The sequence below is a fragment of the Pseudomonas sp. 13B_3.2_Bac1 genome, from assembly GCF_025466205.1.
GTDB classification, from domain to species: Bacteria; Pseudomonadota; Gammaproteobacteria; order Pseudomonadales; family Pseudomonadaceae; genus Aquipseudomonas; species Aquipseudomonas fluorescens_H.
In genome coordinates this window covers 25,158-47,477 of sequence record NZ_JANLOG010000001.1, presented here as the reverse complement: position 1 = coordinate 47,477, position 22,320 = coordinate 25,158, and the positions used below count along the sequence as shown (strand labels likewise).

Annotated in this window: 22 protein-coding genes and 3 tRNA genes; 9 read left to right on the top strand and 16 right to left on the bottom strand. The window is 59.5% G+C overall.

Going from position 1 to position 22,320, the window contains the following annotated elements:
- Window positions 1-95: 95 nt before the first annotated feature.
- Window positions 96-965: an esterase/lipase family protein gene (locus tag NTD85_RS00270; RefSeq protein WP_262141126.1), complete on the bottom strand. Its 870-nt coding sequence runs from the start codon at window positions 963-965 to the stop codon at window positions 96-98.
- A gap of 337 nt (window positions 966-1,302) precedes the next feature.
- Here NTD85_RS00270 and NTD85_RS00265 point away from each other — a divergent pair, with 337 nt between their 5' ends.
- Window positions 1,303-2,481 carry a hypothetical protein gene (locus NTD85_RS00265; RefSeq protein WP_262141125.1) on the top strand — a complete coding sequence of 393 codons (1,179 nt, stop codon included), beginning with the start codon at window positions 1,303-1,305 and terminating at the stop codon, window positions 2,479-2,481.
- 72 nt (window positions 2,482-2,553) lie between these two features.
- Here NTD85_RS00265 and NTD85_RS00260 read toward each other — a convergent pair whose 3' ends face one another.
- Window positions 2,554-3,618, bottom strand: coding sequence for a 3-deoxy-7-phosphoheptulonate synthase (locus NTD85_RS00260; RefSeq protein ID WP_226499214.1), 1,065 nt, complete (start codon window positions 3,616-3,618; stop codon window positions 2,554-2,556).
- A 617-nt stretch (window positions 3,619-4,235) separates the two neighbouring features.
- On the opposite strand from NTD85_RS00260, the gene NTD85_RS00255 reads away from it, so the two are divergent.
- The 8 genes from NTD85_RS00255 (at window position 4,236) to NTD85_RS00220 (ending at window position 9,162) form a co-directional block, all read left to right on the top strand.
- A complete protein-coding gene (locus tag NTD85_RS00255; protein WP_262141122.1) occupies window positions 4,236-4,997 on the top strand; it encodes a carbon-nitrogen hydrolase family protein in 762 nt (253 codons plus the stop codon).
- A complete protein-coding gene (locus NTD85_RS00250; RefSeq protein WP_226499216.1) occupies window positions 4,994-5,437 on the top strand; it encodes a GNAT family N-acetyltransferase in 444 nt (147 codons plus the stop codon). Before NTD85_RS00255 ends, NTD85_RS00250 begins: the two co-directional genes overlap by 4 nt.
- A gap of 127 nt (window positions 5,438-5,564) precedes the next feature.
- On the top strand, window positions 5,565-6,206 hold the full coding sequence (gene uvrY / locus NTD85_RS00245) for a UvrY/SirA/GacA family response regulator transcription factor (RefSeq protein ID WP_024012761.1): 642 nt from the start codon (window positions 5,565-5,567) through the stop codon (window positions 6,204-6,206).
- Between the two features lie 2 nt (window positions 6,207-6,208).
- Window positions 6,209-8,032 carry an excinuclease ABC subunit UvrC gene (uvrC, locus tag NTD85_RS00240; RefSeq protein ID WP_262141120.1) on the top strand — a complete coding sequence of 608 codons (1,824 nt, stop codon included), beginning with the start codon at window positions 6,209-6,211 and terminating at the stop codon, window positions 8,030-8,032.
- 32 nt (window positions 8,033-8,064) lie between these two features.
- Complete coding sequence (pgsA, locus tag NTD85_RS00235) at window positions 8,065-8,625, top strand: CDP-diacylglycerol--glycerol-3-phosphate 3-phosphatidyltransferase (RefSeq protein ID WP_003225417.1); 561 nt, start codon at window positions 8,065-8,067, stop codon at window positions 8,623-8,625.
- Between the two features lie 60 nt (window positions 8,626-8,685).
- Window positions 8,686-8,761 (top strand) — tRNA-Gly (locus tag NTD85_RS00230).
- A 46-nt stretch (window positions 8,762-8,807) separates the two neighbouring features.
- Window positions 8,808-8,881 (top strand) — tRNA-Cys (locus NTD85_RS00225).
- A gap of 194 nt (window positions 8,882-9,075) precedes the next feature.
- A tRNA-Leu gene (locus NTD85_RS00220) sits at window positions 9,076-9,162 on the top strand.
- 232 nt (window positions 9,163-9,394) lie between these two features.
- Here NTD85_RS00220 and NTD85_RS00215 read toward each other — a convergent pair.
- From NTD85_RS00215 to NTD85_RS00150, 14 genes are all read right to left on the bottom strand, one after another.
- Window positions 9,395-10,171: a hypothetical protein gene (locus tag NTD85_RS00215; RefSeq protein ID WP_242486688.1), complete on the bottom strand. Its 777-nt coding sequence runs from the start codon at window positions 10,169-10,171 to the stop codon at window positions 9,395-9,397.
- Between the two features lie 97 nt (window positions 10,172-10,268).
- Window positions 10,269-10,487 (bottom strand): hypothetical protein, encoded by a 219-nt coding sequence (locus NTD85_RS00210; protein WP_045122476.1) that lies wholly within the window; start codon window positions 10,485-10,487, stop codon window positions 10,269-10,271.
- Between the two features lie 340 nt (window positions 10,488-10,827).
- Window positions 10,828-10,989, bottom strand: a complete 162-nt coding sequence (locus tag NTD85_RS00205) for a hypothetical protein (RefSeq protein ID WP_003225415.1) — start codon at window positions 10,987-10,989, stop codon at window positions 10,828-10,830.
- A 278-nt stretch (window positions 10,990-11,267) separates the two neighbouring features.
- On the bottom strand, window positions 11,268-11,774 hold the full coding sequence (gene msrA, locus NTD85_RS00200) for a peptide-methionine (S)-S-oxide reductase MsrA (RefSeq protein WP_003225414.1): 507 nt from the start codon (window positions 11,772-11,774) through the stop codon (window positions 11,268-11,270).
- A gap of 206 nt (window positions 11,775-11,980) precedes the next feature.
- The gene (locus NTD85_RS00195; RefSeq protein ID WP_003225413.1) at window positions 11,981-12,265 is read right to left on the bottom strand and encodes a hypothetical protein; all 285 of its coding nucleotides are present in this window, start codon (window positions 12,263-12,265) and stop codon (window positions 11,981-11,983) included.
- 107 nt (window positions 12,266-12,372) lie between these two features.
- Window positions 12,373-12,603: a hypothetical protein gene (locus tag NTD85_RS00190; protein ID WP_003225412.1), complete on the bottom strand. Its 231-nt coding sequence runs from the start codon at window positions 12,601-12,603 to the stop codon at window positions 12,373-12,375.
- Window positions 12,604-12,725: 122 nt separating this feature from the next.
- On the bottom strand, window positions 12,726-12,956 hold the full coding sequence (locus NTD85_RS00185; protein WP_003225411.1) for a hypothetical protein: 231 nt from the start codon (window positions 12,954-12,956) through the stop codon (window positions 12,726-12,728).
- A gap of 70 nt (window positions 12,957-13,026) precedes the next feature.
- Window positions 13,027-14,652, bottom strand: a complete 1,626-nt coding sequence (locus NTD85_RS00180) for an ABC-F family ATP-binding cassette domain-containing protein (protein WP_262141118.1) — start codon at window positions 14,650-14,652, stop codon at window positions 13,027-13,029.
- 146 nt (window positions 14,653-14,798) lie between these two features.
- On the bottom strand, window positions 14,799-15,827 hold the full coding sequence (locus tag NTD85_RS00175; protein ID WP_262141116.1) for a DNA topoisomerase IB: 1,029 nt from the start codon (window positions 15,825-15,827) through the stop codon (window positions 14,799-14,801).
- Window positions 15,828-15,896: 69 nt separating this feature from the next.
- Entirely contained in the window at window positions 15,897-16,976 is a 1,080-nt protein-coding gene (gene modC, locus NTD85_RS00170; protein ID WP_003225408.1) for a molybdenum ABC transporter ATP-binding protein, read from the bottom strand.
- Between the two features lie 3 nt (window positions 16,977-16,979).
- Window positions 16,980-17,660, bottom strand: a complete 681-nt coding sequence (modB, locus tag NTD85_RS00165) for a molybdate ABC transporter permease subunit (protein WP_262141115.1) — start codon at window positions 17,658-17,660, stop codon at window positions 16,980-16,982.
- On the bottom strand, window positions 17,661-18,428 hold the full coding sequence (gene modA / locus NTD85_RS00160) for a molybdate ABC transporter substrate-binding protein (protein ID WP_003225406.1): 768 nt from the start codon (window positions 18,426-18,428) through the stop codon (window positions 17,661-17,663).
- Window positions 18,429-18,597: 169 nt separating this feature from the next.
- The gene (locus NTD85_RS00155) at window positions 18,598-19,662 is read right to left on the bottom strand and encodes an NAD(P)H-dependent flavin oxidoreductase (protein ID WP_262141114.1); all 1,065 of its coding nucleotides are present in this window, start codon (window positions 19,660-19,662) and stop codon (window positions 18,598-18,600) included.
- Window positions 19,663-19,776: 114 nt separating this feature from the next.
- Window positions 19,777-22,239: an autotransporter gene (locus tag NTD85_RS00150; RefSeq protein WP_262141112.1), complete on the bottom strand. Its 2,463-nt coding sequence runs from the start codon at window positions 22,237-22,239 to the stop codon at window positions 19,777-19,779.
- Between the last annotated feature and the right edge of the window lie 81 nt (window positions 22,240-22,320).

Sequence of the window (22,320 nt, the reverse complement as noted above, 5' to 3'; positions counted from 1 at the left end):
GGGAAACTCTCCAATCTATTTCAGTAAAGTGTGGAGCCTACCGGATTCAGTAAGCGATTTCTCGGCAAAGTTCCACTCGGCTTATTGGCGTATGTCTACAGTTGTGCGGCTTTCAGGCGCAGAGCGTGCTCGACGTAGAGTTCGACGGGATCAGGGGCGGGGTTTAGTAAACCGTCTGGTCGCCGCAGGGTGGCGAGGTGGTTGAAGGGGTAGTCGGAGCGGATGACCGAGCCCAAATGCGAGCTGTAGCGGCCCACGAAACCATCGTTCTGTCCCGCTTCCGCGACGAAATGGCCGGACAACGCCCGGCAGACGGCATGTACCGGATCAAGCGGCGCAAGCCATCCTTCCTGCAGCGTGCCGCTCCAGGAATAGTAGTGAACGTCATTGACCCGTTCCGCGCCTTCGCCGCCCCAGGTAGAAGGCAGGCCTTGAGGATACTTCTTGTTGAATTGGCTGACCGCCTGGGTGGTCAGGGCGTTCAGCGCTGCCACGGCATTCTGCGGCAGGGTCGGTTGACCACTGAGTAGCGAGAGGAAATCAGCGAACCGGGTCGCCAACTGCTCTGCCACCTGCTCCGGCAGGCTCCCCGGAATCAGTGCCTGGCGCAACGTGTCCGCCAGTTCCGAACCGTGGTTGGGCCCACTGACCGACGTGACCGAGGCGACCTTGTGCGGTGCCACTGCTGCGGCGAAACGGCTGGCCAGCGCACCTTGGCTATGTCCGATCAGGTTGACCCTGGCGGCCCCGGTGCCCTGCAGGACCCGTTCAATCTGCAGCAGCAGTTGCTGGCCACGAACTTCGTTGTCATGGGCCGCCGACAGCTGCGGCACAAACACTTGTCCACCTGCCTCCCTCAGTGCTTGCTTGACATCATGAAAAAGCTCGAAACGGCCGATACGGTCAAACCCGAACAGGCCATGGACCAAAAGGATGGGGTAGCGGGTTGTCGCATTCCGTTGCATGTTCCTGCCTCTTTTGCAGATGCTTGTCAGTGGTTGGTGCGTGCCACTGTAAAACAGGCCTACGGGTTGGCGATGTCTGAAAAATCCTCGGAGTGAAAGGGAATCTGGACTAAAAATGGTGCGAATTTTCGTTTCTGCTTGAGGGGCTAGTCGGAACATTTGGCAATCTTTTGCCGCGTATCGACAGATTCGTCGCTGTCTGCCTACGTCAGACGGTGTGTTTGCCTAGGGGGTGCGGGGCTTTGGGCTGACTTCGCCGATTCGCTGGATGAGGTTCAATGGATTTCGTTCGACGCTGCCTTGATGGCAGCGTTCTATCCAAGGAATGGAGCTGCGAATGTCTATCTACGAAGTCACTAGCGAGTCTTGTGCAATGCCGCCGGCAAACATTGTCCCCTTGTCGGTTGCCACCGAAGGAGGCAGCCATCTGAGCTTGAAGGTGGACGGTGAAAATTTCGAATTCAGCTATCGACCGGCGTCTGCACCCGCTTCATCGCCGGCCTTGGACCTGTCCGCCCCGACGGTCGAGGTGTTGGAGGGTGGGATGCTTGATCCTTCTCTGAGCCATGCATTCGTCAGGATTGCGCCTTACCCGGACATGATGTGCGGCGACAAGCTGGTGCTGAGCTGGCGAGGGCTCGATGACGAAGGGTTGGCTTATAGCCATGAGGCCACCCGCTCGGTCAGTGAAGGCCAGGTGGGCGAGGAAATCGTCTTTGTCATAAAAGGTCTGCACATTGCGCCGCTGGAGCGCGGTTCGCTGGAGCTTTACTGGACGCTGCATAGCGTTGCACTGCCTCAGCCGGTGTCATCCCGTCGCCTGCAACTGGATGTGGGCGATCCAGAGCCTGAGCTGCTTGCACCGATCATTGAAGAAACAGTGGGCGGGACGCTCGATCCGTCCCGTGTTCCACAGGGTACAAGTGTCACTGTGCGCCCCTATGCCCGGATGGCGGCCGGTGACCGGATCAGCCTGTCCTGGCAAGGCGTCGAGGGAGCGCCGGCATTCAATGATGTGTTGACCGTGGAGCCGTTTGCCGTTGGTGAAGCGTTGTCTTTCTGGATAAACGCCGATTGCATCGCAGCCCATTCCACACAAGAGGTGAACGTCAGTTACCGGGTCGAATCAGCAGCGGCGCAGGTAAGGAAGTCTGCGAACTCGCGAATTCTGATCGCACCGTTGATTCGGGGGGATCTCGCGGCGCCGCAGGTGCTGGAAGCGCAAGACGGTGAGCTGGAAGCGGCAGATGCGGTAGACGGCGTTACCGTGGTGATCGGCGATGCCCAGGCCGAGGAGGGAGAGCTGGTGTACCTGAAATGCGATGGCGAGTATTTCAGTCATCGCGATGACCGGGACATCACTCGGGAGAACGCTGGGCAACCTTTGGTGTTCATCGTGCCGTACCGCTTCTGGCGCGAGCATCGGGAAACCGTGGTGCAGGTGTCGTATTCGGTGGAGCGACTGGATGATGCCAGTCAGGCTTCCGGCGTTGCCCGGGTCCGAGTGCGGGCGTAACTCTGGATTGAGCTGAGCGATGGTCCGACCTTTGCGGGTTACTGATTCAACCCGCAAAGGCTGTTCTGAGCGTCAGGCTTTCAGTCGTTTGGCTGCGTTCGACAGCAACTGCTCCGTCGCGCCGAACCCCAGGCAACCATCGGTGACGGATACGCCATAACGCAGGGCGGGGCTCAAAGGCTGGCAGCCCTCGAACAGATGGGACTCGATCATCATGCCGATCAAGGAGCGATCACCTTGCAGCCGTTGCTCGAGTACCTCGTTGAACACGTCGGGCTGGCGCAGTGGATCCTTGCCGCTGTTGGCGTGGCTGCAATCGACCATGATTCGGCTCGGAATCTTCAAGCGATTCAGGTCGGCATGTACCCGGGCGACGCTTTCGCGATCGTAGTTCGGGCCTTGATGACCACCGCGCAGTACCAGATGAGTGTCGGGGTTGCCCGGTGTCTGAATGATCGCCGGGTGCCCTTGGCTGTCGACGCCGAAGTGTCGATGTGGATGGGCTGCCGAACGCATGGCATCGACGGCTACGGTTACGCCACCGTCGGTACCGTTCTTGAAACCGACGGGCATGCTCAGGCCGCTGGCCATTTCCCGGTGAATCTGCGACTCGGTGGTGCGTGCGCCGATGGCAACCCAACTAAGCAGGTCGTCGAAGTAGCCGGCAGCCATTGGCTGCAGCAACTCGGTAGCGATAGGCAGTCCCAGACGGATCATTTCAAGCATCAATTCACGCGACAGGGTCAGGCCGGCGGCCATGTCATCGCTGCCGTCCAGGTGTGGGTCGTAGGCCAGACCTTTCCAGCCAACAGTGGTGCGTGGTTTTTCGACGTAGGCGCGCATCACCAGCAGCATTTCGTTGCTGACTTCATGGGCCAGGCGGGAAAGCTTTTCCGCGTATTCGAGTGCGGAGCGTGGATCGTGAATCGAGCAAGGGCCGACGACGACCAGCAGGCGATGGTCTTCGCCATTGAGAATCGCACGGACCGCCTGGCGGTGGGCTGCGACTTGCTGGGCGAGGGCATTGCTCAGGGGCAATTGCTGTTTGAGCTGCAACGAGCTGGGCAGACGCAGGGTCAGTGCTTCGTTGGCAGAGTTCAGGGTGGTCAGTGGCAGAGCAGAAACAGACGAGTTCATATTCGGAATTCCTGGGCTGGCGGCGGGTGCTTCCCGCTCACTCGGCCCTACTGGGGTGTTCGACAATTGGCCGGATTGGCTGCGTGTGTGTGCTTGCCACCTGTGGGTGACCGATCGGAGGCGGCAGGCTGTCCCGAGCGGAGGCTGCTAAATCGCCAGGCGGTAAAAGTGTCGTAACGGTAATAAGTGGCGTAGTTCATGTCGTGATTCCTCAAGTGTCTGGTGTGTTGCTGAAAAAGTTATGGGCCTGAAAAAACAAAACCCCCGGTCGGGAGGCCGACCGGGGGTTGAGAATTCTCTGGTAGGCGACCCGTTTTTATGGGCGCCGTGTGGGTATCAGGCGCGCCAGTGGCTAAACCAATACCCAAAATAAAAGCTCGCTGGAGCGCAAACGTCATTCGCCCGGGCAGCCGCAACCGAGCGCAGGGCGCTAGCGGAACGAAGCTGTGAGAGGGCGTTGAACATGGTCTGTCTCCGATGAATGCGCCGAGCTTACTAGAGGCCCATATGCCTGAGCAATCAGAAATTGCTATTGCTCATTCAAGGCGTTACCTATCGCTTGAGTGCCGCGGACGTTGTGACACACTGCGTGTTTTGCATCACTCTAGGGATGAATAATGTCGACGTTCACCATCGCTGCCGCCCAATCGTTTTCCGTTGCTGGTGATCTGGCGGCAAACATCACCCGTCATTTGCGTTTCATGGCCACGGCGGCGGAGCAGGGCGTCGAGCTGCTGGTGTTCCCGGAGTTGTCGTTGACAGGCTACGAAGGCCAGATGGCTGCAGACCTGGCAATCGATCCGCAGGATCCGGTGCTGCAACCCTTGCGCGATTGCGCTCGCGAGCTTGGGCTGAGCGCCGTCGTCGGCATGCCGATTCGCCAGAAGGGCAGTCCGCAGGTATTGATCGGCGCTCTGACGATAGGCAGAGACGGCTCTCTAGAGGTTTACAGCAAACAGCATTTGCACAGCGGCGAAGAGCTTTTCTATGCCCCAGGGACTGGTGGTTCGACCTTGCGCATAGGTCGCGACACCGTCGCGCTCGCGGTCTGCGCTGATTTTTCCCACTCCAGCCACGCGGCAGCGGCCGCCGGTGCTGGCGCCGACCCGTACGCAGCAGGCGTGCTGATTGGCGAAAAAGGCTATGGCGTGGATAGCGCAATACTGCAGGGCTATGCCCAAAGCCACTCAATGGCGGTGCTGATGGCCAATCACGCCGGGCTAACAGGTGGATGGCAGTCGGCGGGGCGCAGCGCGGTCTGGTCTGAAAACGGGGCGCTGGTCATCGCCGCGCCAGGCCCAGGTGAACTCCTGGTGATCGCTCGACGTGATGCTGGCGAATGGATCGGGCGGACAGTCCCTGTGACGGTGGGGCAATGACCTACCATTTGCGTCGCGCTGAGCCGGATGATCGGGAATTTGCCCGCGAACTGACGTGCCGGAACATGCTGCGCTATTACATTGAGCACGATTTGCTGTGGCAGGACGAAGCGTTCGATGTTGCCTGGGATGGGCGGGACAACTGGCTGATCATTCTTGATGAAGTTCTCTTGGGCTTTTTCAGCCTCAGTCGGGATCGTCGGGCGCTGTACATCCGCGAGCTGCAAATAACCGAGGCTTTTCGCAGGCAGGGCGCAGGATCCTGGGCGATTGATCAGGTAATCGCCATGGCCCGCACCGAAGGACTTCCGGCGCTGCGTCTGACAGTATTCAAAAATAATCCGGCACAAAGCCTGTATAAGAGAAAGGGCTTGATCAGGTGTGGCGAGGACGAGTGTTTCCTGAGGATGCAGCTCGATTTCGGTACACCTGTGCTCTGAAACCCACGGCCGGCAAGCCCTCGATGATGAATTGAAACTTTTTAAATGATGCTTGCCGCTAGGTCTGTCTGGCACTTTTTGCTAAGGTGTCCGGCATCCCAATAAGACCATATCGCGAGGTGTCTGCTTGATTAGGGTGCTAGTGGTCGATGACCATGATCTCGTTCGTACAGGCATTACACGTATGCTGGCCGATATTGATGGCTTGCAGGTGGTTGGACAGGCCGAGTCCGGGGAAGAATCCCTGATCAAGGCCCGTGAATTGAAACCCGATGTAGTCCTGATGGACGTCAAGATGCCCGGTATTGGTGGTCTCGAGGCCACGCGCAAGCTGCTGCGCAGTCATCCGGACATCAAGGTCGTCGCTGTCACTGTGTGCGAGGAAGATCCATTTCCTACGCGTCTGCTGCAGGCGGGCGCCGCCGGCTACCTGACCAAGGGCGCTGGATTGCCGGAGATGGTCCAGGCCATCCGGCTGGTGTTTGCCGGGCAGCGTTACATCAGTCCGCAGATTGCCCAGCAACTGGCGATCAAGTCGTTCCAGCCAACCAACGATTCACCTTTTGATGCCTTGTCCGAACGGGAAATCCAGATCGCGTTGATGATTGTCGGCTGCCAGAAGGTGCAGATCATCTCCGACAAACTCTGCCTGTCGCCGAAAACGGTGAACACCTATCGCTACCGGATCTTCGAAAAGCTGTCGATCAGCAGCGACGTTGAGCTGACGCTGTTGGCAGTACGCCACGGCATGGTCGATGCCAGCGCCTGATCATGACTGAAGCATTTGATCCCGGCGCCTTTCTGGCGACTGTCAGTGGGCGTCCCGGCGTCTATCGCATGTTCGACAGCGAGGCGCGCCTGCTGTACGTAGGCAAGGCCAAGAACCTGAAGAAGCGCCTTGCCAGCTATTTTCGCAAGACCGGGCTGGCGCCGAAAACCGCTGCTCTGGTCGGGCGTATCGCGCAGGTCGAAACCACCATCACCGCCAACGAAACCGAGGCGTTGCTGCTTGAGCAGACCCTGATCAAGGAATGGCGGCCGCCGTACAACATTCTGTTGCGCGATGATAAGTCCTACCCTTATGTGTTTCTGTCTGACGGCCAGTTCCCACGCCTGAGCATCCACCGTGGTGCGAAGAAGGCCAAGGGCAAGTATTTCGGCCCGTACCCGAGCGCCGGGGCCATTCGCGAAAGCCTCAGCCTGCTGCAAAAGACCTTTTTCGTCCGCCAGTGCGAAGACAGTTACTACAAGAATCGCACTCGCCCGTGCCTTCAATATCAGATCAAGCGTTGCAAGGCGCCTTGTGTCGGCCTTGTCGAACCAGATATCTACGCCGAGGATGTGCGCCATTCGGTGATGTTTCTCGAGGGGCGCAGTCATGCGCTGACCAATGAACTGTCAACGGCAATGGAAGAGGCGGCGATCAATCTTGAATTCGAGCGCGCCGCCGAGTTGCGTGACCAGATTGCCTTGCTGCGCCGGGTCCAGGATCAACAAAGCATGGAGGGTGGCACGGGCGACATCGATGTCATCGCAGCCTTCGTCAATCCAGGTGGCGCCTGTGTTCATCTGATCAGCGTGCGCGGCGGACGAGTGCTGGGCAGCAAGAACTTTTTTCCTCAGGTCGGTATCGAGGAGGAGGTTGCCGAAGTCATGGCGGCGTTCCTCGGTCAATATTTCATCAGCAGTCCGGAACGCGACCTGCCGAGCGAGTTGATCGTCAACGTGGTTCCTGAAGACGCCAGCGCCCTGATCGAAGCGATCCATGAGCTACGTGGTCGTGAACTGAGCATCAGTCACCGGGTGCGTGGCACCCGGGCTCGCTGGCAGCAGTTGGCAGTCACCAATGCCGAGCAGGCGCTGGGTGCACGCTTGGCCAATCGTCAACACACGGCTGCACGCTTCGATGCGCTGGCTGAAGTGCTGAATCTGGATGAGCCACCGCAGCGACTTGAGTGCTATGACATCAGTCACTCCAGTGGTGAGGCTACTGTCGCTTCCTGTGTCGTGTTCGGCCCGGAAGGCGCGATCAAATCCGACTATCGTCGTTACAACATTGAGGGCGTCACGGCGGGCGATGACTATGCGGCCATGCATCAGGCCTTGACTCGCCGCTTCAGCAAACTGAAGGACGGGGAGGGCAAGCTGCCGGACATTCTGCTGGTGGACGGCGGCAAAGGTCAGTTGTCGATGGCGCGTGACGTGCTCAATGAATTGGCGGTGCCGGATCTGATCCTGCTGGGTGTGGCCAAGGGCGCAACACGCAAGGCGGGTTTCGAAACTTTGTATCTTAATGATGCAGCGCATGAGTTCACCTTGCGCGGAGATTCGCCGGCACTGCACCTGATACAGCAGATTCGCGACGAAGCTCACCGCTTTGCGATTACCGGCCACCGTGCGCGGCGGGGCAAGACCCGCCGCACGTCAACGCTGGAAGGCGTTGCGGGCGTCGGGCCAACTCGCCGTCGGGACTTGTTGAAACATTTTGGTGGATTGCAGGAGCTGTCTCGTGCAAGCATCGAAGAGATCGCCAAAGCACCGGGGATCAGTAAAAAGCTCGCAGAGTCGATTTATGCAAACCTGCATAGCGAGTAGAATGCCAACTCACCTCGTAGCCAGTTGTGCCGATGAATATCCCTAATCTGATTACCGTTCTCCGCGTCCTGCTCATACCGATCTTCATTTTGTTGTTTTACCTGCCTTACCAGTGGAGCTATATGGCCTCCGCCTCGGTATTCGCTTTTGCCGCGGCAACTGACTGGTTGGATGGCTACCTGGCCCGCCGCCTGGAACAAAGCACGCCGTTCGGTGCGTTTCTCGATCCGGTTGCCGACAAGTTGATGGTGGCGGTAGCGCTGGTACTTCTGGTGCAGGAACACGGCAACTTGTGGCTGACACTTCCCGCTGCCGTGATCATTGGCCGTGAGATCGTCGTATCGGCCTTGCGCGAATGGATGGCCGAACTCGGCGCTCGCGCGCATGTAGCGGTGTCCAATCTCGGCAAGTGGAAAACCGCGGCACAAATGCTGGCGCTGGTGATCCTGCTGGCCAATCCGCGTGACTTCAGCTTCTGGGTCTTGTTGGGTTATGCCTTGCTGATGATCTCGGCGGGCCTGACATTGTGGTCGATGGTTCAATACCTGCGGGCCGCTTGGCCGCATCTGAAAACCGACGTTGAAAAGAAATAAAACTTTTTTGAATCAAAGGGTTGACGGGGCTTCTGAAATCTATAGAATGCGCCACACCAAGCGGGAATAGCTCAGTTGGTAGAGCACGACCTTGCCAAGGTCGGGGTCGCGAGTTCGAGTCTCGTTTCCCGCTCCAAGTTTGTACGCGGTTGTTGTTGTGCTACTAGACAGCGATCGTTTGAGGCCGAGTAGCAAAATGGTTATGCAGCGGATTGCAAATCCGCCTACGCCGGTTCGATTCCGACCTCGGCCTCCACTATAAACAAGCTCCGTAGATCCATGATTTACGGAGCTTTTTTATTTCCAGTGCGCTGCAAGATTTAGTCTTGAAATCAGCTACTGTGAACTTGCTTCACCGGGACGTGATGTATATATTTCCCGCTCTGCTTCACAAGGCTCAATATTGTCAGGTGTGCTGATCGACTGACATGAGCACTACACCGCGCTACCGCCCGAATGGCGAAACTGGTAGACGCATGGGACTTAAAATCCCCCGCTCGTAAGGGCGTGCCGGTTCGATTCCGGCTTCGGGCACCATCTAAAATCAAGGGTTTGCGGGCGAAAGCTGAGGCAAACCCTTGTTTGTTTCCGGTCCGCCATTTTGGACTTGATCAGCCATTTACCTTGCGGGCATGACCTTTTTGCCCTTGTGATTCAGCTGCTTCAACTCATTTGCCCTCAGGCCATGTCGAATCTCCTGCGCAGACTTCCGCGCCATGATTTGATCAAGATGGCATTTAGAGCGGGTTCGGCCAGCGCACGACGTTCTTCAGGCTGTGGGTTTGACACGGAAGGCCAAGTACACGGGCCCGAATGGGAAGGTACTGACTTCCAACTCGTCTAGAGGGGCGAGCGTACGGGTGCGGGTTCCGGCGTTGCTGTAGATCATGTGGCTGTTCGACACTGCAATGTTGATCTTTCCGGCGGCAGCCTGGATTAGTGTCGCCTTGAACCCCTCAATCACATCGTCACCAATCGTCAGCGTGACGTCTGTGTCGCTAATGACCAGGATCGACTTACCTGAATCCGCCATGGTCAGGGGCCTGCTGCCGGTGATCGAGACATTGGTGTGAACGTGGCCGCCGGCGTGGTAACTGACCATCCTCGGGTCGGCGAAGACGCGTGCGAAGGAGCCGACATAATTCACACTGGCGCGCATGTCATCGAATTGCTCGACCACATAGGTGCCGATGCTGCCCGAGACTTCGCCGTTGGGGTCCAGAACCCACTTTCGCCCTACCATCAGCCCGATCTGGGTGTTGGCGCGTACTCCCGCGCGCATTTCTTCGAGAAAAAGTTGACTGATCTGACCGCCACCGTTGCCCTGAACATAGGTAAATCGTGCAATGGAGTGGCTGTCTCCAGTCGGGCTGCCTTGGGTGGTATCGACTCGATAGTCGACAAAGTCTGCCGATACAGTGGTGGTCGTTGTGTTGGTGTTAGGCGCCCAGGTGAAATCCAAGGCTCTTCCGGTTTTCACCTGCTCCAGCGAGGTGGTGGTCTGTGTGGTAGTAGTCGAGCCTGACTGCTTCAAATCATCGTTCATGATGCTCATCCTTAAGTGAAGTGCGGTATGCCTGCTACTGAGCGGGGTTTTCATTCATCTGACAGGGGCAGGTGGAAGATTCGGACTGCGCCGGGGACTAAATGCGCAGGCTGTACCAAGCCAGGCAGACGGTCTCCAGTTCTTCTGTAAGACATGTCAATTCGTCGTGAGTGATCATTCCGGATATTTGTAGTGCCTGGTTAAAGCTGATCGAACTGCTCTTCAGCGCAAGAAGCTGAATTTCATCTCGGGCCTCGCTGAGATACCCGAAGTTTGAGCGGGCCATTGCCATGACGGTAATTGCTTCAGTGGGCATAGCCTATTCGATCAATCATTAAAAATGAGAGGTTGCCAGCTATTGTCGCTCTTTAGCCATCAACCAATTGGCAGGGTGTCAATAGCGTGACCCGATGCTTCGCGTCCAGGATGTTGCAATGCGTCTGCTGGAGCTACATTTCGACGATGTCGAGACCAGCATTGGTCATGCCCGTTGCGGACTCGACTGCTGAAGAGATTCTCCAGCAGGTGGATGGGAGGGGACTTAATCAGGTCGAGGTGATTACGTGAGCAAGGCCGCTTCACCCTCTTGAAAAATATTGTGCTGATTGGCAGGAAACAAAAAGCCCGGACGTATCCGGGCCTGTCAGAGGAATCACTCAGCGCGAATTTACTTCTTCCTGAGTCCGGGCAGACGCTCTTTCCCTACGCCGGCGAACCCAGCTGAAGAAAGCGTGAACCGGGTGTAAAAACGCTGCAAGCACGCACAGCAGCATGATGATGAAAATGGCGATCAGCGGGAGGCTTTCGTGCGAGAACATGGTGGGGTACTCCTGTAAGCACTATGTTGGAACCCGCAGGCTAGACGCATTGAGCCATGCTTGCGATGAACGTATGTTCATCCTCGGGCGCTTGAACTGTGCTAAGGAAGGACTCGCCAAAATGATCGATTCTGGAGGTGCGCAAGCAGTCGTCGCGCAATCATCCATCGATCTTTTTTCAATGCAGTAAGGTTTCGTAACGCGGTAAGCCGGCGACGTTCGGCGCCGGCCTTGGTTAAGGCCAACGCCGTGCGTGGAATGATTAAGCAGGTGTCTTGTCAGCCGCGCTTGGGCAGTTTCCAGTTCGGGCGGATGAAGTGGCAGGTGTAGCCATTTGGTATCCGCTCAAGGTAGTCCTGATGCTCCGGTTCCGCTTCCCAGAACGGTCCGGCAGGTTCGATTTCGGTGACCACTCGGCCCGGCCAAAGACCAGAAGCGTCGACGTCGGCGGCAGTGTCCTCGGCGATGTCGCGTTGCTCGTCGCTGAGGTAATAAATCGCCGAACGATAGCTGGGACCGAGATCGTTGCCTTGGCGGTTAGGCGTGCTGGGGTCGTGGATCTGGAAGAAGAACTCGAGGATCTGCCGGTAGCTGATCACGGCCGGGTCGAAGATGATTTCGATGGCCTCGGCGTGGTTGCCGTGGTTGCGGTAGGTGGCATTCGGCACCTCGCCGCCGGTGTAACCGACGCGGGTTTTCAGCACGCCAGGATAACGCCGCAGCAGGTCCTGCATGCCCCAGAAGCAGCCGCCGGCGAGAATCGCGGTTTCGGTTTGTCCGGTCATGATCTTTTTTGCCTCTCGGTGACTGTAGATACGGTTCTGGTTATGCGGGCGTGTTAGCTATTTGCAAGCCTGATTAAGGGTTACGGGCTGCTTGATCCGGTGTTTTCAACAAAAAGCCCTGACGATAAGGCCAGGGCATTGATGGGTTCGAGCTGAATTCGGGCGGTTCTCATCGAGTGATGTACTGAAAACACCACATCAAGCGGTTATACAAACGCTTGCCCGAAAAAGCCCCGTGGCAGGCGCTGCGGCCCGGCCAGCGCGGTCAGTCGTTCGATCCACTCCGTACGCCAGTTCGACGCGCCGTGGTCAGCCTTGGTGTGGCGCGCTGCGCGCCGTGCCGCATTGCGCTGGGTTTTGCGCGCTTCCTTGTAGGCATCGGTGTTGCGGCAGCTGCGGCATTTGACGCGATTGAGTTCCAGGCTCGAGGCAAGGTTGTTGCCCTTGTGACCACAAGCCAGATGTCCGTCTGTTTTGAAATGGATAACCATGAACAGTCTCCTGGGTGACGTGTACAGGTTATGACCCCTCTCGGCAGCAGGCGTTCGCTGTATCGGCCAAGCGGTAGGCCAGGAGACTGTCGTTTATCGCTGTGCAATCATCTGAAGCGAGGCAACGGCCGTTCGACGGGTTCTAGCGAAGACAGAGTGCGGCGGATCAGCGGCGTGTCTTTTTCGATGTCGTTAAGGCGATCACGGATGCGCAGGGCGGTCGGGTGCCCGCCTTGATGATCGACCCAGTCGGCGATTTCCTTGCAGGCCGCGGCAAGGCGCGCCTGACGGGAGTCGAGCAGGGTGAGGAGGGTGGTGATGGACTCTTTTTCGGACATGGAACACCTCCGTTCAGACAAACCGTTGAGAGGCAGCAAAAAGCTCGCGGGTTGCGAGCTGTCTGCCGTTGGGGCGCTGGTCCGTCAGCTGCCTTGAGTATAGACCCCGCCTGTCAATTGCATCAGCCGGCTGTTTGGCGTGCCAGCATTGGCGAGCTGGCCGCATTGAGCCGTCGGCATTCGTGTCGGGCCTCTTCCTCAAGGTCGTAGCCATCACCGATGAAGCCGCCGGTGCGGGTATCGTTGATCCGAAACCAGCTGCTGGCCTCGGCGGGTTCATGCTGGCTTTCCCCGGCGCGCCGGCCGTGAATGATGATCTTGTTGCAGCGCTTCACGACAAATATGTCTTCCATGGCGTCACCACAGCAAATGGGTGTCAGATCAACTATAGAAGCCGTGGCTGATCGTGCAAAAAATAGACAGTCAGTTCGTCGGTTGCAGCCGCCATCCCTCGCGGTTCCCATCCAGGCGATGCGTCGGTTTCAAGGCTTGCAGAAAGTCAGGATCGTGGGAAACCGCGACAATTGCACCGGGAAACGTCTGCAATGCCTGTTCGAAAGCTTGCACCGACGCCAGATCCAGATGATTGCTCGGCTCGTCGAGCAACAACAGTTGCGCGGGCGTCTTGCCCCACAATGCCACCGCCAGTGCGGCTTTCAGGCGTTCGCCACCGCTCAGTGAAACGCTCGGTCGGGTCACCCGTTGCGCGTCCAGTTGCAGATGAGCCAAATGCCCGCGCAATGCACTTTCACTCAACGGACTCTGCAGCGCGAGCAGTTGCTCGATGACGCTGAGACCGTCGTCCAGCAACTTCAGATGCTGGTCCAGATAAGCCACGGGAACATGGGTGATGCATTCGCCGCTGGCGGGATGCAGTTGGCCCGCGAGCAACCTGAGCAACGTCGATTTGCCGCAGCCGTTCGGACCATTGACGGCGACGCGCACAGGACCACTCAGCGTGAGATTGAACGGTTGCGTCGGTAGCCATGGCACACACGCATCAATCAGCGTACAGACCCTACGCGCGGCAGGCACTGAACTGCCGGGCAGGTTCATCAGCACCACATCGTCCGGGAGCACGTTGGCGTAGGCATCACGCACCTGCGCGTCGAGCTCCGATTTGCGCTGCTGATGACCATGTCGCACCTGGCCCATGATCTGCCTCGCGGCACCTTTGAGGCCTGCGCGCTCGAAACCCGAGACATTGGCGGTTCTGGCATTGCGCAGTGAGCGGGCAGCATGGCGCTGGATGGTGTCGTGTTCGTTTTGCAAGCGCTGCTGCTCGCGCCGGCGCTCGGTTCTGCTTTGATCCAGCGTCGCTTGCGCCGCCGCCTGATGGATCTGTCGTTGCTGCTGGTAAGTGGAAAAATTGCCGCCGTACACCGTGGCACCCCGCGGCGTCAGCTCGACGATACGCTGCATGCGCTCAAGCAATTGGCGGTCGTGGCTGATGACGATCAATCCGCCGCGCCAATGCTCCAGCCTGTTCATCAGCCAGTCGCGGCCGGGGCCGTCGAGATGGTTGGTCGGCTCATCCAGCACCAACAGGCGCGGCGGATTCAGAAATGCCCCGATCAACGCCAATCGCGCTTGCTGGCCGCCGCTCAGCGGTTGGGTCAAATCCGTGGGGGCGACGTCCGGCAGACCGGCGTCATCCAGCCATTGGCGCAGGCGTTCGGGCAGATCCCAGCGTTCGCCGAGGATGTCGAAATCTTCCGGCGACGCCTCGCCGCACTGCAACCGTTGCAATGCACGAAGGGCGGCAGCGGTGCCCGTGGCGTCGGCCACGGTCTGTCCCGCGTCGGCGGTGAATGTTTGCGCCACATAGGTCAGGGGAACCGAGCAAGTCACGCTGCCGGCAGTCGGTTGCAAGTGTCCGGCAATCAGCTTGGCCAGCACGCTTTTACCGACGCCGTTGCGCCCGACGATTGCGGTGTGGGTGTGATCGAATTGCAGATTCAGGTCGTTGAAAATCGTCTCGCCATTAGCGAACTGAAAAGTCGTTTGATTCAGGGAGACGAGGGCAGGCGTACGCGAGACGTGAGTCATCGGCACCTCCGAAAAATGTCGTGAACACTGACAGGCGCTATTCAGCGCTTATCGCGATTACATTTTCAGAAGGCTTGATTGTTCACTTTCTGCGGTCGTCCTGAAGGGGGAAAGGTGGCTAGCCTAGACCACCCATCCAGCGCAGATCAAGGCGCATCCATCATTTGCTCAAGAAACATCGCCAGCGCCACTTCCTCGGAGCGCAAGCCCTTGCGCACCCTCGGGCGTGGCAGTTCGGCCAGCGCACCGAGCAGGAAACGCTCGACCACGGCCGGATGGATGTAGCACTTGCGGCACACCGCGGGGGTATTGCCCAATTGTTTGGAGACGCTCTTCACCATCTCCACCACATGCCGTTTCGCCTCGGCTTCGGACTCCCATTGCAGTTCGCGCAATACCGCCAGGGCCAGCGCACTGCCGGCCCAGGTTCGGTAATCCTTGGCAGTGAAGTCAGCGCCTGTGAGGGTTTTCAGATAGGTGTTGACGTCGTGCGAGCTGACGGAGTGTCGCTCGCCGTTTTCGTCCAGGTACTGGAACAGATTCTGTCCGGGGATTTCCAGGCAACGCTTGATGATGCGCGCCAGGCGCCGGTCTTTCACGGTGATCTGGTGGTCGATGCCGCTTTTGCCGCGAAACTGGAACAGAATCGCGCTGCCGTTGACCTCGACATGCCGGCTGCGCAGGGTAGTCAGGCCATAGGAGCGGTTGTCCCGTGCGTACTGGGTGTTGCCGACGCGGATCAGCGTGGCGTCGAGCAGCGTGATGACAGTGGCCATCACCTTGTCGCGACTGAAGCCGGGAGCATCCAGCAGCGTTTCAAGCTGTTTGCGCAGTTTTGGCAGCGCCAGGCCGAATTCACGCAAACGCGAGTACTTGTCTGCATCGCGCACCTCGCGCCAGCGTGGGTGATAGCGATACTGCTTGCGGCCACGGGCATCGCGGCCAGTAGCCTGCAAATGGCCACGCGGATCGGCGCAGATCCACACGTCGGTGTAGGCCGGCGGCACCGCCAGCGAATTGATCCGTTTGATCTCGTCGGGGTCGCTGATGCGCTGTCCGGCCGGATCGAAATAGGCGAACTTGCCGCGCAGTTTTTTGCGGGTCAGGCCGGGTTGGGTATCGTCGACGTAATGCAGGTCGGGTGGGAGCACGTCGGCTGGCGCGGTGTCGGGCATGGCAGTGTCCTTGGCGAATCGCTCTGTTACAGCGATTGACCGCGCGCCATGGCCGTCGTGCCAACGAATTCAGGCCAGTACGGCGACGGCCTTGATCTGCGCCCACAAATGCTGGCCCGGGTGTATGCCGAGCTGATCCCGGGAAAACCGCGTGATCCGCGCCAGCAGCGGTGTGCCGCCGGCATCGAGACGAATCAGCACATGCGCGGCATTGTCCGCCGCCAGCTCGCTGACCACGGTCACCGGCAAGCGATTGAGGATGCTGCTGGCCTCGCTGTTGTGCAGGGCCAGACTGATGTCCCGCGCATGCACCTTGCAGCGCAGGGCTTGGCCGACTGCCATTGGCGCGTGAGTCACGCGGATGTTCATGGCGGTGGCCGGCAATTGCAGGCTGAGCAACTGGTACTCGGCATCGTAGGCGCTGACCTGGCCTTCGATGATCACCCCGGCGTCATCGCCCATCGCCATTGGCAGATCCAGCCGGGCGAGGGTTTCGCCAATCGGGCCGCTGGCCAGGGCCTTGCCGTCGCTGAGCAACACCAGATGATCGGCCAGGCGAGCCACTTCATCTTGCGCGTGGCTGACGTAGAGCACTGGAATCTCCAGCTCATCGTGCAGACGTTGCAGGTACGGCAGGATTTCGTTTTTGCGCTGGCTGTCGAGGGCGGCCAGCGGCTCATCCATCAGCAACAGTTTCGGGCTGGTCAACAGTGCGCGGGCGATGCCGACACGCTGGCGTTCGCCGCCGGACAGGTGCTGCGGATGGCGCTCCAGCAAATGGCCGATGCCCAGCAGTTCGGTGGCCTGCGCCATGTCGACCCGACGCTGGGCCTTGGCGATGCGTTTGAGGCCGAACTGCAGGTTGGCCAGTACCGACAGGTGCGGAAACAGACTCGCTTCCTGAAACACATAACCGATTGAACGTTTGTGCGGCGGGACAAAAATTCGTCGCTCGCTGTCCTGCCAGACTTCGTCGTTGACCTTGATAAAACCCTGTTCGGCCCGCTCAAGACCGGCGATACAACGCAGGCAGGTGGTCTTGCCTGAGCCGGAATGACCGTAGAGTGCGGTCACGCCGCGTCCCGGCAAATGCAGATCGACATCCAGGCTGAAACCCGAATAAGCGATTTTCAGACGTGCATCAATCATTGATCAGCTCCAGCCCGCGCGGGTCTTGCGGCTGGAGTAGAGCGCCAGCAACACCAGAAACGAAAACACCAGCATCGCCCCGGCCAGCCAATGGGCCTGGGCATATTCCATGGCCTCGACATGGTCGTAGATTTGCACCGAGACCACTCGGGTCTTGTCGGGAATGTTGCCGCCGATCATCAGCACGACGCCGAATTCACCGACGGTGTGCGCGAAGCCGAGGATCGCCGCGGTCACGAAACCGGGGCGGGCCAGAGGCAGGATCACGCTGAAAAAAGTGTCCCATGGATTGGCGCGCAACGTTGCGGCCACTTCCAGTGGGCGGGTGCCGATCGCCGAGAACGCGTTTTGCAACGGTTGCACCACGAACGGCATGGAATAGATCACCGAACCGATCACCAGCCCGGTGAAGCTGAAAGTCAGGGTGCCCAGGCCCAGCCACTGAGTGAAATGGCCGAGAAAGCCGTTGGGACCCATCGCCAGCAGCAGATAGAAGCCGATCACGGTCGGCGGCAGTACGAGGGGCAGGGCGACGATTGCGCCGATGGGGCCGCGCAGCCAGGAACGGCTGCGCGACAACCACAGGGCAATCGGAGTGCCGACGACCAGCAGGATAGCGGTGGTCAGGGCCGCCAGTTTCAGGGTCAGCCATATCGCCGCGAAGTCGGCACTCGTCAGCGACATTTAGAGCTGGTAACCGTAGGACTTGATCACCGCAGCGGCTTTCGGGCCTTTGAGGTATTCAACCAAGGCTTTGGCGGCGGCGCTGTCCTTGCCTTTGTTCAGAATCACCGCATCCTGTTTGATCGGGTCGTGCATGCTCGCTGGAACGATCCATGCCGAACCGCTGGTGACCTTGCCGTCCTTGTAGATCTGCGACAGCGCCACGAAGCCCAGTTCAGCGTTGCCGGTGGACACGAACTGATAGGCCTGAGTGATGTTCTGGCCTTCGACGATCTTGGCTTTGGTCGCTTCAGTCAGCTTGAGTTTTTCCAGCACCTGAGTGGCGGCCAGGCCATATGGCGCGGCTTTCGGATTGGCGATGGACAGGTGCTGGTACTCGTTTTTCTTCAGGACTTCACCCTTCGAATCGACGTAACCTTCTTTCGCCGACCACAGTGCCAGGGTGCCGATGGCGTAGGTGAAGCGCGAGCCTTTGACGGTGTCGCCTTCGGTTTCCAGTTTTGCCGGAGTGGTGTCGTCAGCCGAGAGGAACACTTCGAACGGTGCGCCGTTCTTGATCTGGGTATAGAACTGACCGGTGGCACCGTAGGCGGCGACCAGTTTGTGCCCGGTGTCCTTTTCGAAATCGGCAGCAATTGCCTGGATCGGTGCGGTGAAGTTAGCGGCGACTGCCACCTGCACTTCATCAGCCTGAGCGGCGCCGAAAGCGAATACCGCCAGCAGGGAAGCCAGGCAGGTTGGGGCAAAACGTGAGGCACGAATGGTCATGTAACAGCTCCGTTATGGGCGAGTGCAGAGGGCAGTTATTGTTGTGGGTGGACTGCACCGATGCGAGGGGGTGAAACGCTATATAGCGAAATATATAGCGAAATGCCGCTAAACAGGAAGTGCTGTTGTATACAGGATGAAGCTGTGCCGCGCCTCACCCTGGATCGGATCAGCGACGGACCAATTTTTCCAGCGCGCCTTGCGCCAGTTCCTGGGTCAGTTCGGCGCTGCTCAGCTCCTTGCCCAGCGGGAATGCCTGACCGGCCCAGAGGTTACTGAATTGCGCTTCACTTTTGGCGCGCAATGGCATCAGCGCCCCGCCAGCCAGCGGGAACGCCGGGGCGATGGGCGACATCGGCCCGATTTCGCGCATCACCCGATTGAGAATGCCGCGAGCCGGACGGCCGGTGAACAGGTTGGTCATCGCGGTTTCGCTCTCCTTGGCGGTACGCAGCGCCTGGTGATGCGAGGCACTGACTTTCGCTTCCGGGGTGAACAGATACGCGGTGCCGACCTGTACCGCTGACGCGCCGAGCAGCAACGCCGCGGCCACACCGCGCGCATCGGCGATGGCCCCGGCAGCGATCACCGGCACCTTCACCGCATCAACGATCTGCGGAACCAGAGCAAAGGTGCCGACCTGGCTGCTCAGGTCATCGCTGAGAAACATCCCGCGATGCCCGCCAGCCTCGTAACCCATGGCGATGATCGCGTCGCAACCGTTTTGCTCAAGCCACACCGCTTCATCGACAGTGGTGGCGGACGAAAGGATTTTCGCACCCGTGGCCTTGACCCGATCCAGCAAGGATTTCTCCGGCAGACCAAAGTGAAAACTCACCACTTCCGGGCGAAACTCGTCCAGCACTTCGCACGCTGCCGCATCGAATGGCGCCCGGTTGGAAACCGGTGTCGGTGCGTCGAAATCGACACCCAGTTCGCGGTAGTACGGCTCCAGCAGATTTTTCCAGTCTTGCGCGAGCTGTTCATTGGCGGCCGGTGGCTGGTGGCAGAAGAAATTGACGTTGAACGGCTTGCGAGTGTGCTCGCGAATGGTCTTCAGCTCTTCGCGCAACTGCTCGATGCTCAGCATCGCGGCTGGCATCGAACCCAAGCCGCCGGCGTTGCACACGGCGATCACCATGGACGAGTTCGTGGCACCGGCCATCGGGGCCTGGATGATCGGCAGCTCGATGCCGAGCAGGTCAAGGATGCGGGTGTCAGGCCATTGGCTCATGGAAGCGGTTCTCCGAACGATGAAGCGGGGCAGGGACGGCAGAACCGGTTTTTTAACAGCTAAGCCGGCCCCAGGGCCAGTCCGATTTTTTCGCACACGGACAGTCGCGCGCCGTCAGCGTCGATGAAAACCACCGCCACCGCCACCGCCACCGCCGCCTCCAAATGACCGGTTCATGACTTGCGAGGAATTGTGAAAGTTGTTGGTTCGCTGGTTGCCGAAGTTACGTGCGGCCGACTCGCGATTGAGGTTTTGCAACTGGGCATTGTTGTTGACCGGTGCCGTGCGAGTCGGGCTGCCCTTGACCATCGATTGCCAACCGTTGTCGGTTTTCTTGTAGACGTTGCCGTCGTGCCCGGCATAGACGTTGTCGCCCACTCGGGCGGCGCCGCCGTTTCGTCCTTTCACGCCGCCATATTGTGTGGTCTTGTCGGTGTTGGGGTTGTACACCGCGCCACGATTGGCGGTGACCTGGGTGCCATTGCGAGCATTGCCTGCGGTCACTTTCCCACCGGCGATGGCGCCACCGTTCGGCCCGACCACCTCACCACTGCGCCCGGCCGCGTAATTGCCGTTGTAGACATTGTGTACGGCACCGCGCTGGCCTGCGGCCGCAATGCCGGTGCGCGAGTTGTAGGAGGAGCCGACCTGGCCGGCCCAGCGATTGCCGGTCCAGGCGTTGTACCCGGCGCCATAACGACTGACGGTCGCGCGGTCGCCCCATTGCCGATAGATATTGCCGGTGGTGCCGGCCCAGCCACCGGGCCCCCAGGCCACGGCGCCCCCGCGATAGCCGTAAGCGGCGCCGCCCCAGGCCAGCGGCGCGGGGTACAGGCGCGGTCCCCAGGCGTAACCCCAGCCGTAATTGCCCCACCATGGATAAGCGCCCCAGCCCCAACCCATCGCCACGGTGTTGCCGCCCCAGCTCCAGCCGAAGCCGAAACCGAAGGTCCAGCCAGTCCACGGCGTGTAGCGCATGGCGACGCCGAAACCGTAGGTCACCGGCGGCCCGTACCAGACGCTGCCGACCCACGGCGTGTACGGATAACCGGTGCCGTAGACCACCACACCCGTGGCCGGATCCAGATTCGATCCTTGATAGCCGGGTGTGTAGCCCACCACCACGGTATCGCCGCTGGATTCATAGACTTTGACGTAGGTGAGGTAATGCATCGGTGAACTCGGCGGGATCGAATAGATCACCGCCGGTACGGAGCTGGCCACGGCCCAAGGCCCGTTAACCGAGGTGGCGCTGAACCAGATACCGTTTTCCACCGCATACCAACTGTCGCTGTCGACCCGAATGATCGGCGTCGCGCTGTTGACCACGTATTGCAGCGGCGTGCTGTTGATCGCCTTCAACTGCGGCTCGCCATCGAACTGCGGCGCGGTCATTTTCACTGCGCTTTTCTTGATCGCCGAGGTTTGCGGAATGGTTGCAGCGATCGCGGCTTCCCTGGCCTGTGGCGTTCCGGCGACCGACGCCTTGACGTTCTCTTTCGGGCTGTCATCCGGGATATTGGCGAAGTCTGCCGGCAGTTTGTCAGCCGGGGTGAAGGTCCACGGGCCTTGCATGTCAGCGGCGCGGAACCAGCGGCCGGAGATCAGCACGTAACTGTTCTGGTCGCCGATTTCCTTGAAGATATGCCCGGTGGTATTGCTCACATACAGCAGACGGGTGCCCTGTATCGGCAGCCACTGCGGCGCGCCGTCGGTGACGATCAGTTCAGTGGGCGTGGTGGCGATGAAGATTTTCGGTTGCGGTGATTTGGCCAGACTCGGAACCTTGTCTTTCGGATCGCTCTGGCCGGTCAGCAGATCGACCTGACGACTCTGGATCGCCGCCTGTTTGGCTTTCTCCAGATCAGCCGGCGGCGTGGCCAGCCGGGTGTATTCGCCGTTCAGGCTGCCAGCGACCATCCAGCCATCGAACACGTGCAGGTAGTGTTTGCCCTCGGCGTCCTTGAGCAATAGCGGGCGGGTGTTGATCACCCGTTGCAGCCCGGTGCCCTCGACCGCCCGGTACACGGCGTCGCCATCGATGTAGACGAGCAGGGCAGGGACGTCGGAACTGATGATCGCGGGCGGGGTATTTTCCAGTGGCGCGCTGTCGGCTTTCTGCTCTGCCGACAGCACCCCGACCGCGGCTTCGAGTTGATCGAGGGATATGGTTTTCTTGCGGCTTTCGGCATCTTTTTGCAGGGCTCCAAGCCAGACGTCGGCCTGACTGGCATCGGCGGGGAAGTCGGCCTTGATGATCTTGTATTGATCCAGCGCGACCCAGCGCGTGGCCTTGTCGACCAGCGTGTGCGCGCTGAACTGGACAATGCCGAAAGTGGGTTTGCCATCGGCTCCGGTGGCTTCGACGGCAGCGCGGGCATTGAGGGTGTAGCCATCCCAACTGTCGAGTTGCGGCTGATACACGGTGAGTCTGGCTTTGCCGCTGGTAATCACTTGCGGCCATGTCGGCGCGCTGCCCGCAGTGTCTTTCGTCGCAGGGGGGGAGGCTGCCCAAGTGTTGCCAATGATCAGCAGGCACAGCATCAGCATCGCTAGCAATGAGCGCGGGTAAGGCATTGTCAGCTCCATCGACAGGGGCCGCTTTCAGCAGGGATGACAGCGAAAGCACGACCGTCGAAAAAGCATAGCCGCCCGCTT

Excerpts from the sequence above, each read along its gene's own strand:
- NTD85_RS00185 (WP_003225411.1), bottom strand. The coding sequence starts at position 12,956 with ATGGAAGACATATTTGTCGTGAAGCGCTGCAACAAGATCATCATTCAC.
- NTD85_RS00180 (WP_262141118.1), bottom strand. The coding sequence starts at position 14,652 with ATGACTCACGTCTCGCGTACGCCTGCCCTCGTCTCCCTGAATCAAACG.
- NTD85_RS00150 (WP_262141112.1), bottom strand. The coding sequence starts at position 22,239 with ATGCCTTACCCGCGCTCATTGCTAGCGATGCTGATGCTGTGCCTGCTG.
- modA (WP_003225406.1), bottom strand. The coding sequence starts at position 18,428 with ATGACCATTCGTGCCTCACGTTTTGCCCCAACCTGCCTGGCTTCCCTG.
- NTD85_RS00255 (WP_262141122.1), top strand. The coding sequence starts at position 4,236 with ATGTCGACGTTCACCATCGCTGCCGCCCAATCGTTTTCCGTTGCTGGT.
- NTD85_RS00205 (WP_003225415.1), bottom strand. The coding sequence starts at position 10,989 with ATGTTCTCGCACGAAAGCCTCCCGCTGATCGCCATTTTCATCATCATG.
- NTD85_RS00250 (WP_226499216.1), top strand. The coding sequence starts at position 4,994 with ATGACCTACCATTTGCGTCGCGCTGAGCCGGATGATCGGGAATTTGCC.
- NTD85_RS00215 (WP_242486688.1), bottom strand. The coding sequence starts at position 10,171 with ATGAACGATGATTTGAAGCAGTCAGGCTCGACTACTACCACACAGACC.
- msrA (WP_003225414.1), bottom strand. The coding sequence starts at position 11,774 with ATGACCGGACAAACCGAAACCGCGATTCTCGCCGGCGGCTGCTTCTGG.
- NTD85_RS00260 (WP_226499214.1), bottom strand. The coding sequence starts at position 3,618 with ATGAACTCGTCTGTTTCTGCTCTGCCACTGACCACCCTGAACTCTGCC.
- NTD85_RS00265 (WP_262141125.1), top strand. The coding sequence starts at position 1,303 with ATGTCTATCTACGAAGTCACTAGCGAGTCTTGTGCAATGCCGCCGGCA.
- NTD85_RS00155 (WP_262141114.1), bottom strand. The coding sequence starts at position 19,662 with ATGAGCCAATGGCCTGACACCCGCATCCTTGACCTGCTCGGCATCGAG.
- uvrC (WP_262141120.1), top strand. The coding sequence starts at position 6,209 with ATGACTGAAGCATTTGATCCCGGCGCCTTTCTGGCGACTGTCAGTGGG.
- modC (WP_003225408.1), bottom strand. The coding sequence starts at position 16,976 with ATGATTGATGCACGTCTGAAAATCGCTTATTCGGGTTTCAGCCTGGAT.
- NTD85_RS00175 (WP_262141116.1), bottom strand. The coding sequence starts at position 15,827 with ATGCCCGACACCGCGCCAGCCGACGTGCTCCCACCCGACCTGCATTAC.
- NTD85_RS00195 (WP_003225413.1), bottom strand. The coding sequence starts at position 12,265 with ATGGTTATCCATTTCAAAACAGACGGACATCTGGCTTGTGGTCACAAG.
- pgsA (WP_003225417.1), top strand. The coding sequence starts at position 8,065 with ATGAATATCCCTAATCTGATTACCGTTCTCCGCGTCCTGCTCATACCG.
- NTD85_RS00210 (WP_045122476.1), bottom strand. The coding sequence starts at position 10,487 with ATGCCCACTGAAGCAATTACCGTCATGGCAATGGCCCGCTCAAACTTC.
- NTD85_RS00270 (WP_262141126.1), bottom strand. The coding sequence starts at position 965 with ATGCAACGGAATGCGACAACCCGCTACCCCATCCTTTTGGTCCATGGC.
- modB (WP_262141115.1), bottom strand. The coding sequence starts at position 17,660 with ATGTCGCTGACGAGTGCCGACTTCGCGGCGATATGGCTGACCCTGAAA.
- NTD85_RS00190 (WP_003225412.1), bottom strand. The coding sequence starts at position 12,603 with ATGTCCGAAAAAGAGTCCATCACCACCCTCCTCACCCTGCTCGACTCC.